The organism is Stenotrophomonas sp. P5_B8, from assembly GCF_054049855.1.
On record NZ_JBFULO010000167.1, the window covers coordinates 1 to 9,463 of the forward strand.

8 protein-coding genes and 1 pseudogene are annotated in these 9,463 nt (G+C 66.3%); all 9 read right to left on the bottom strand.

The window, feature by feature from the left end; genetic code table 11:
• The coding region (gene aceK / locus ACXJKH_RS10875) for a bifunctional isocitrate dehydrogenase kinase/phosphatase (protein ID WP_457319438.1) at positions 1 to 1,431 on the bottom strand (1,431 nt) is incomplete at its 3' end.
• A 541-nt stretch (positions 1,432 to 1,972) separates the two neighbouring features.
• On the bottom strand, positions 1,973 to 2,332 hold the full coding sequence (locus ACXJKH_RS10880) for a hypothetical protein (protein ID WP_256776593.1): 360 nt from the start codon (positions 2,330 to 2,332) through the stop codon (positions 1,973 to 1,975).
• Between the two features lie 50 nt (positions 2,333 to 2,382).
• Positions 2,383 to 2,796, bottom strand: a pseudogene (locus ACXJKH_RS10885) (roadblock/LC7 domain-containing protein); the annotation flags it as partial.
• Complete coding sequence (locus ACXJKH_RS10890) at positions 2,789 to 3,337, bottom strand: GTP-binding protein (protein ID WP_256776591.1); 549 nt, start codon at positions 3,335 to 3,337, stop codon at positions 2,789 to 2,791. The gene ACXJKH_RS10890 and the pseudogene ACXJKH_RS10885, both read right to left, overlap by 8 nt.
• A 2-nt stretch (positions 3,338 to 3,339) precedes the next feature.
• A complete protein-coding gene (locus ACXJKH_RS10895) occupies positions 3,340 to 4,293 on the bottom strand; it encodes a hypothetical protein (protein WP_457319439.1) in 954 nt (317 codons plus the stop codon).
• A 429-nt stretch (positions 4,294 to 4,722) separates the two neighbouring features.
• On the bottom strand, positions 4,723 to 6,948 hold the full coding sequence (locus ACXJKH_RS10900) for an NADP-dependent isocitrate dehydrogenase (RefSeq protein WP_457319440.1): 2,226 nt from the start codon (positions 6,946 to 6,948) through the stop codon (positions 4,723 to 4,725).
• Positions 6,949 to 7,252: 304 nt separating this feature from the next.
• Positions 7,253 to 7,756 (bottom strand): hypothetical protein, encoded by a 504-nt coding sequence (locus ACXJKH_RS10905; RefSeq protein WP_457319441.1) that lies wholly within the window; start codon positions 7,754 to 7,756, stop codon positions 7,253 to 7,255.
• A gap of 42 nt (positions 7,757 to 7,798) precedes the next feature.
• The gene (locus ACXJKH_RS10910) at positions 7,799 to 8,092 is read right to left on the bottom strand and encodes a LysM peptidoglycan-binding domain-containing protein (RefSeq protein WP_457319442.1); all 294 of its coding nucleotides are present in this window, start codon (positions 8,090 to 8,092) and stop codon (positions 7,799 to 7,801) included.
• 184 nt (positions 8,093 to 8,276) lie between these two features.
• On the bottom strand, positions 8,277 to 9,095 hold the full coding sequence (queF, locus tag ACXJKH_RS10915) for an NADPH-dependent 7-cyano-7-deazaguanine reductase QueF (RefSeq protein WP_457319443.1): 819 nt from the start codon (positions 9,093 to 9,095) through the stop codon (positions 8,277 to 8,279).
• Between the last annotated feature and the right edge of the window lie 368 nt (positions 9,096 to 9,463).

The window sequence follows — 9,463 nt, forward strand, 5'->3', positions numbered from 1 at the left end:
GTAGAACACCGCGCGCCCATGGCGCGACACGCCGAAGTTCTTGGGCAGCATGTCGCCGGGGAAAATGTTGTTGCGCGCCATGTCGGTAATGGCCTGCGCATAGTCCAGCGCGGCGTTGCGCCGGCCATCGCCGCCCTGCTCGCGCAGGTACAGGTTGAGCGGACGGAAGCGGCGCTGCACGTAGCACAGCGCGATCACCAGCTCATCGCCGTCTTCGCTGACGCTGGCGCTGCACTGGTGCAGCAGTTCCTCCAGCAGCGCCGGGGCAAAGCGCGCGCGCGGGAAGCGCAGGTAGCGATAAGGCTGCGCATCGAGCAGGCGCCCGACGCGATCCAGGTTGAACACCAGGGCGTACTTCTCTTCGACCTGGTGGCGGGTCATCGTCTTGGGCCAGGCGAACCGGTCGCGGATCAGCTTGAACACCAGCGGATAACTGGGCAGGGTGAACACCGCCATGACCATGCCGGGCGTGCCATCGGCGTGCACCAGCTGCTCGCCCGGATGATCCTGGAAGTGCCGGAAGAAAGTGCGGTAGCGCTCGGTCTTGCCCTGCTTGGCGCGGCCCAGCACGGTGTAGATCTCATCGATGGGCTTGGCCGGCAGCAGGCTGCGCAGGAACACCACCGCGTCGCCGACCGTGGCCAGGTCGGCCTGGAAGTAGCTGCGCGAGACCCCGAACAGATGCGCCACATCGCGGCGGCCAGTCAATACCGCTTCCGCGCGCAGGCCCTGCCCATCGTTGACCAGCACGATCACGCACGGGGAAAAACGGTGCTCGCCAAATACCCGGCCGACCAGATAGGCGCGACGTTCGCGGTAGAACACCGTGTCCAGCAGCTCGATGCTGCGCACCGGATAGTCACCCCAATGGGCCAGGTCATCCTGCAGCCGCACCGCGATCGCCGCCGCGCAGCGCAACTGGTGCGCATAGGGGACATCGAAGCGATAGTCGCCCAGCACCCGCAGCAGCGCTTCGGCGGGGCGGCTGGCCGACACGGTATAGCTGTGCCGCGCCACCGGATGGGTAATCGCGTCGGAGGGCTCCACGTCCATCGCCATGAACTCGATCGCCGCATCCACGCCCTTCGTGGCGAACAACCGCCGCGCCAGGGTGTTGTAGAAGGTCTTGTATAGCTCGGCATCGATCAGGGCATCGAGCAGCACGGCGTAGGCCTGACGTATCTGCAGCCACAACGCGCGCGTACCAATGGCATCGCCGGCGGCGCGCCGCAACGCATCCACGGTCTGCGCGATACAGTGGTCATACAGCCCGATCCGCTCCACCGCGTCACCGCGCGCGCCGGCCCAGTCACGCGTTTCAAAGCGCACCCGCGCCCGCCGCGTCACCGCCGCAAAGCGCGCATGGTAGGCCTCGAATCCGTCGCGGATGAGTTCCGCCAGCACTCGAGCATCGCAATCGGCACTACGCATGCAGGCAGACCCATCAAAGACCTGACCCAACCATACGACACCACGCGCCCGGGTAGCAGCGACGGTTGTTCGGCTGCGGGGTCAATGGAATGGCTCTTCTGYCCTCCGCGTGGCGAGCATGAAGCGCGCTTTGACCCTTCCCAGGCGCGGTGGTCGGTGGATCGGGCGCTGGGCGCCCATGCCCTTTCCGGCGAATGTCCTCCGGCCGCGGGCCAAAGAAGCTTGGCTTCTACCTGCGCACCGCAAGCCGAGCCCCGTAGCGGCCGGTAGGCGCCTGGACAAAATAAAGGAGGAGGCCGCCAGGCCGGGGGACATTTGCGCCAGGGGCCTACCGGCCGCTACGGGGCCCTCACGCTCGCGACAAGCCCGGTCGGAGCCACAGCTCCAGCCACACGTCGCCTGGACTACCTGGGCAAATCCGTATCGCCCTGCTCGATCTACCAACGCCGTTGGAGCAGAACGCTCCCGTGCATTGGGAGAAGAACCACGAAAAAAAAGCGCCGCCGGTCGCCACCACACCGCGACCGGCGACGGAGGGAACCTACAGCGCCAGATCGGCCTCCACGTCCTGCACCTTGCGCCGTGCCAGGGCCAGGTTGGACTTGTTGCGATCCAGCACCAGATACAGGAACAGACCCTTCTTGCGCGAGACCGGGCGCAGGATGTGGTACGCCTTGCCCAGCGAGATGAGGATGTCTTCGATCGTGTCGTTGAGGTTGAGCGAGGCGGCCGTCTTCATCTTGGCCCGGATCACCTCCGTGTTGCCTGCCGCAGCCACCTCCATGTCCATCCCCGAGCCGGCCTCCCCCAGCAGCATGCCGCTCTCGTAATCCACCAGCGCCACTGCCTGGGCGCCGTCGATGGTCATCAGCGCGTTCAAGGTATCGTCGAGTCCTGCCATGTTGCACCCCGTTGGTTATCGAGCCCCGTTTTCCCCTGCGGATCGGCTCGTGATCCGCTGAGTTCGGCCATGATGTTGCGGCCACATTCCTTGGCACTCCACAGCACCTTGCCGATCACGCAGCGCGCGTCGCACGCGGTCATCAGCAGCAGCGGTGACGGCGTCGCGGGCAGCGCCAGCATCAGCACCTTGCCGCCGTCGGCTTCGAGCATCAGTACTTCCAGCTCCCCCAGCGCCAGCTCCCGCCCGACCGCAGCGGCCAACGCCAGCATCGCGCTGGTCATCGCCGCCAGTCGTTCGCCGTTGCCGTGGGTGCCGGCTGCCGGCACCAGCGCGAACCCGTCCACGCTGGCCATCACCACGCTGCGCACCCCGTTGATGTCATCGGCAAAGCCCTGCAGGTGCGCCCCCAGGCGCTCGCGCAGCGCCGGCTCCAGGCGGCGCGCCTCGTGTCCGTCAGCCATGCGCGGCCACCAGCGCACCGGTTTCCATTTCGCTCATCAGCACGTCCATCAGGCACAACCCTTGTTCGCGATCACGCGCATCCACCGGCACCACCGGCAACCAACGGCCCTCGCGCCCGGCCTGCGCCGCGCAGGCGTCCAGGTCGAACTGCGGAGCCAGGTCCAGCCGCGACACACCGATCACCGCCGGCACCTGCGCCGCATGCTGCTGCAGCATCGCCAGGTACGCCGTCAACTCGTCCACCGCCGCGCTGCGGGTGGCATCCAGCAGCAGGACCACGCCGCTGGCCCCCTGCAGCAGGATCGGCCACAGGAAGTCGAACCGCTGCTGTCCTGGCGTGCCGTACAGCCGCAGGCGGTCGCCGTTGGGCAGGTCGATGTCGGCGTAGTCCATCGCCACCGTGGTCGACGCCTTGTCCGCACCCTGGCGGTCGCTGTTGTGCACGTCGGTGTCGATGACCGCACCAGCGGCGATCGCCCGCACCAACGTCGACTTGCCGCAGCCCATGGTGCCCAGCACCACGATCTTGTGTTCGCGCACGCTCAGCCTCCGCCACGCTGGCGCACGCTGCGCCACATCCGGGCGGGCAGGCCGCCGCCCTCGCCGTTGCTGCGCAGCAGCCCGCCGCCGCCTGACGGCGCGTCCAGCGCGGCATACCCACACAGATAGGCCGGGTGCACGAAGGCGCGCACCGCCTCGCGCGGAATCTCCAGCAGCGAGGCGCATTCGTCCACGCTGCACGGCCGCTTGAGCAGCAGCGAGCACAACCGGAAACTGTCGTGCTGATGGCCGAGCACGCGGAAATCAGGCCAGCGCAGCAGGCGCACGCGTGCATGGTGTTGCAGGCGCGTATCCAGATCCTGCCAGTGCGCCGGGTGTTGCCCCCATTGCCAAAGCAGTGGCCGCAGCGACTGCCGTGGGAGCTCGCCTGCCAGCTGCTGGTAACGCTTGCCGGCGATACCGTGCAATGCGAGGCGCTCGAACACATCCGACAGCAGCTGCGCCAATTCCACGTTGCCGCTGCCGTCGGGCACCACCATCTGGTCCTGCTCGAAATCCAGCAGCAGCACCGGTAGGCCATCCAGCGCCAGCACCGCGTGACCATGACGCGACTGCAGGCTTTCGCGCAGCGCGCGGGTGATCGCCTTGGCCCCACGCGCGGCGATCGGTTCCTCGATCGGCGCCGGTGCGGCCGGCATCTGGCGCAGTGCGTGTTCGATCGCATGATCATCCAGCGTGCTGCGCGGGTCGCCCTGACCATCGCGCAGCCGACCCTGCTGGTCTTCGATCCAGAACTGGATGCGTGGGCGTTCGCGCACCATGCGCAGTGCGGCGTTGCGCAGTGCCGGGGTGTCCTTGATCACCAACAGATCGCAGTCGTCCAGATCGCGGCAACTGCGCACCGTGTCCGCGGGCAATGCGGCGGCCGCGCGCAGGCGCTGCAGCAAAGCGTGCTCTCCCTGGATATCCGATCCCACCACCAGCACCCTGGCCATCGCCTTCCCCTGCGCCGTGAAAGATCACACTTACTGCAGTAAAGATCGTCGATAGCCTATGCCAAGGTTATCGGGCCATAAGTGATGGATCGCACAGATTGAATTGAAGCTTCCGCACGTTGCAAGGGTCGGTAAACCCTTTGGGGACAAGGCAAGTTCTGTACCACAGATATTGACGCGGCCTTCATCGAAACGAGGCAGCCTACGATGCCGATCACAATCTGGCAGGGTTGAACCGCGCCATGCGTGGCTGCTTTTTGCGACCTTACCCGGCCATGTAGCAGCCACCCATGGGGTGGCTCTGCCCGTGGGTTTCCGGGCAACCAAGCGTGGGGTGGCGCCACCGATGCCTGGCATGCTGCGCCCAACAAAAAACCCGCGCCGAGGCGCGGGTTTTTCATGGCTCACCGCGTGTGCGGCAGGCCGACCTTACAGCGCGGCCAGCGCACCGTTGAAGGTCGTGCTCGGACGCATCGCGGCCGCGGCCTTGGCCACGTCCGGACGGTAGTAGCCGCCGATGTCCACCGGCTTGCCCTGCACCGCGGCCAGCTCTTCAACGATCTTCTGTTCGTTGTCGGCCAGTGCCTTGGCCAGCGGGGCGAAACGCGCCTTCAGTGCGGCATCGTCATCCTGCGCGGCCAGGGCCTGGGCCCAGTACAGCGCGATGTAGAAGTGGCTGCCGCGGTTGTCGATGCCACCGAGCTTGCGCGAGGGCGACTTGTCGTTGTCCAGGAACTGGCCGTTGGCCTGGTCCAGGGTCTTGGCCAACACGGTCGCACCCGCGTTGTCGTAACGGTCGCCCAGGTGCTCCAGCGAGGCTGCCAGCGCGAGGAACTCGCCCAGCGAATCCCAGCGCAGGTAATCCTCTTCGACAAACTGCTGCACGTGCTTGGGCGCCGAACCACCGGCACCGGTCTCGAACAGGCCGCCACCGGCCATCAGCGGCACGATCGACAGCATCTTGGCGCTGGTGCCCAGCTCCATGATCGGGAACAGGTCGGTCAGGTAATCGCGGAGCACGTTGCCGGTCACCGAGATGGTGTCCTCACCCTTGCGGATGCGGTCCAGCGAGAGGGCCGTCGCCTCCACCGGCGCCAGGATGCGGATATCCAGGCCGTTGGTGTCGTGGTCCTTGAGGTAGGTCTCGACCTTGGCGATCACCTGCGCGTCGTGGGCACGGCTGGCATCGAGCCAGAACACCGCCGGGGTGCTGCTCAGGCGGGCGCGGTTGACGGCCAGCTTGACCCAGTCCTGGATCGGGGCGTCCTTGGTCTGGCACATGCGCCAGATGTCGCCGGTCTGCACGGCGTGTTCAAACACCACGTTGCCGGCGTCGTCGGTGACGCGCACGGTGCCGTCGGCCGGGATCTGGAAGGTCTTGTCGTGCGAGCCGTACTCCTCGGCCTTCTGCGCCATCAGGCCGACGTTGGGCACCGAGCCCATGGTGGCCGGGTCGAACGCGCCGTGGGTGCGGCAATCATCGATCACGGCCTGGTACACACCAGCGTAGCAACGGTCCGGGATGACCGCCTTGGTGTCCTGCAGCTTGCCCTCGGCATTCCACATGCCGCCCGAGTCACGGATCATCGCCGGCATCGAGGCGTCGACGATCACGTCGCTCGGCACGTGCAGGTTGGTGATGCCCTTGTCGGAGTTGACCATGGCCAGGCCCGGGCGCTTGCCGTACTCGGCAGCCAGGTCGGCCTTGATCGCTTCCTGGGTGGCTTCGGGCAGCTGCGGCAGGCGCGCGAACAGATCGCCGATGCCGTTGTTGGGATCGAAGCCGGCCTGCTTGAGCACGTCGGCGTGCTTGGTCAGCACGTCCTTGTAGAACTCCTCGACGACCACGCCGAACATGATCGGGTCGGAGACCTTCATCATGGTGGCCTTGAGGTGCAGCGAGAACAGCACGCCCTTGGCCTTCGCATCGGCGATCTGCGCCTGCACGAACGAGGCCAGCGCGTTGCGGCTCATCACCGCCGCATCGACGATCTCACCGGCCTTGACCGCGGTCTTTTCCTTGAGCACGACGGTCTTGCCGTCGGCCTGCTGCAGTTCGATCTTCAGGCTGCCGGCATTAGCCAGCGTGGCCGACTTCTCGCTGCCGTAGAAATCACCGCCGTCCATGTGCGACACATGCGACTTGCACTCCTTGGACCACTTGCCCATGCGGTGCGGATGCTTGCGCGCGTAGTTCTTCACCGACAGCGGCGCACGACGGTCCGAGTTGCCTTCGCGCAGCACCGGGTTCACCGCGCTGCCCTTGACCTTGTCGTAGCGCGCCTTGATATCGCGCGAGACGTCATCGGAGGGCACGTCGGGGTAGTTCGGCAGGGCGAAGCCCTGGTCCTGCAGTTCCTTGATCGCCGCCTTCAGCTGCGGCACCGAGGCGCTGATGTTGGGCAGCTTGATGATGTTGGCATCCGGGGTGGTCGCCAGCTGGCCCAGCTCGGCCAGGTGGTCGGCTTCTTTCTGGTCGTCCTTCAGGAAATCCGGGAACAGCGCCAGGATGCGGCCGGACAGGGAGATGTCGCGGGTTTCCACCGCGATGCCGGCGGTGGCGGTGTAGGCCTCGACGATCGGCAGCAGCGACTGCGTGGCCAGGAACGGGGCTTCATCGGTAAGCGTGTAGAGAATCTTGGGCGTGTTCGACATGGGGGATCAGGGCTCTCTTGCAGATCTCGTGAATGATGGCCGTCGGCGATGCCGGGCCGCGTGCAACCGTGTCGCGTGCCGGGCACCGCAGAGCGAGGCCCGCACTTTCCCCGGGGACCGCGCCAACCAACGGCGCGCACGGCGGGAAACCCACGCATTGTCGCGTTTTCAGCCCCCCGGAGCAAAGCCGTTCCATACGCAAACGTACTGGAACGCTGTGGTCCGGCGGCGGCCCATAAAAAAAGACGCAGCCTCGCGGCTGCGTCCATCGTGAGCCTGTTGCCGGGAGAGAGTCGGCGCGGGCTTACTTAACCTCGAACTCTTGCGGCGTTCCGGCCGCCTTACCATCTACCATGACTTCCGCGCGGTACTTGCCAGCGGGCCAGCCTTTGGCATTCTTGAAGGTGATGTTGGTGGTCTCGGCCGCCGTGGTGTTGAGCGTCTGCGAATTCTCACCGGCCACCTGGCCGTCCTGGAAGGTCAGCTTGGCGCCGACATTCGCATTGCTGGCGGYGCCGTCGGTACGGACGGACACGATGATGTCGTCCTTCGGCGAGAACATCGCCGTGGTGGCCACGCTCTTGTCGGCGGCGGCGGTCTTGCCCACGGTGACGCTGGACACGGTGACGGCGGCAGCGGTCATCGGCTGCGGTGCGGCCTGGGTCATCGGCTCGGGCGCGGCCGGCGTCATCGCTGCGGCAGGCTGTGCGTTGTTGTCGGCGGTGTCTTCTTTCTTCTTGCAGCCGACCAGCGCAACGGTGGCCAGCATGGCGGCGAATACGGCGGTACTGATGGACGTCTTCTTCATGGAATTCCTCCCTGGGAATCTGTGGAATGCTAGTGGGGCGACTCAGTCTTTGGGCGGCAACTTGAGCGTCTGGCCCGGGAAGATCTTGTCCGGGTCCTCCAATACGTCGCGGTTGGCCTCGAAGATTTTCTTCCAGGCATTGGCGTCGCCCAATTCCTGTTTGGCGATCTTCGACAGCGAGTCGCCCTTCTGTACGGTGTAGGTGCCTCCGACCTTTTCGGCGGTGGTATCCACCGATGAGGTCACGCCGGAGAAATCAGCCTTTTCCACCTTCTGCGCGGTGCTGTCCACGCTGGAGGTGACACCGGAGAAATCGGCTTTTTTATCGGTACTCATCCACACACTCCCGTCTTCATTGACGACATGGGAGGCACGGTGTCACAGCCCGTGTTAATAGGGCATGGCGTGGATGTGAAGACATGCGGAACGGGGCGGGCGGCCACATTGGCCGGTGGTAGAGCCACCCCATGGGTGGCTGCGCGCGGTGTCAGGTGCCGGGGCAGCGACCCATGGGGTCGCTCTACTGGCGCAGGTCGCGCACGGTGCGGGCCGGCAGCGCGATGCCCGGGCTGGCCCGCCACGGATTGATGTCCAGGCCGCCGCGACGGGTATAGCGCGCTTCGACTTCCAGCCACGTCGGCGCACAGCGCTGGCTGACCTCGCTGAAGATCCGCTCCACGCACTGCTCATGGAACTCGGCGTGCTCGCGGTAGCTCACCAGATACTTGAGCAACCCCTCCCGATCGATCTGCGGCCCGTGGTAACGGACGCTCACACTCGCCCAGTCCGGTTGCCCGGTGACCGGACAGTTGGACTTGAGCAGCGCCGAACTGAGCGTCTCGGTGACGATCTGCGAGGCGTCGGCCGACAGCAACTCCGGCGCCGGCGGACCATAGCGTTCGATCGCCACGTCCAACGCATCCAGCGACTCGCCTTCGGCCTCCTCCTCCAGCACCGGCACCCCGAAACGCACCGTCACCACCGCGCCCGCACACCCGGACAGATCGGCGGTGATACGCAGCCGCGCCGCCTCGTCATCATCGAAACGCGTGCTGTTGAGCGAATTGAGATACAGCTTGAACGACTTGGATTCGATCAGGTTCGGCGACGTGCACGGCACGCTGATCGTGGCCACTGCGATCCGCGGCTTGCCGCGCCGGTCCAGCCAGCTCAGCTCGTACGCCTGCCAGCGGTCATGGCCGACGAACGGCAGCGCCGCCTCGTCCAGCCCGATCTCCTCGCGCGCGCCACGGCGCGGAATGGGAAACAGCAGCGAAGGATCGTACTGCGACGGGTAAGCAACCTCGCGACCGAGGCTGGAGTCCTGGGGGGTATTCATCCGTCCATTTTACGCGGCTGGGCGACCGGCGTCCGCCATTCAAACCGCCAGGCCGAGGGACAGCCCCACCGCAGCCGTTCCGCGCGCACCGATTTCCGCCCCGGCCAGCGGCCGGGACCTACCGGTGCGACGATCATCGATCCCGGCGGCCGCAGCCGTTCCGCGCGTACCGATTCACGCCCCGACCAGCGGCCGGGACCTACCGGYCCGMCGWYCATCGATCCAGCCCGCCSCAGCCGTTYYRCSCGTACCGATTCMCGCCCCGGCCARYGGCCGGGACCTACCGGTGCGACGATCATCGATCCCGGCGGCCGCAGCCGTTCCGCGCGTACCGATTCACGCCCCGACCAGCGGCCGGGACCTACCGG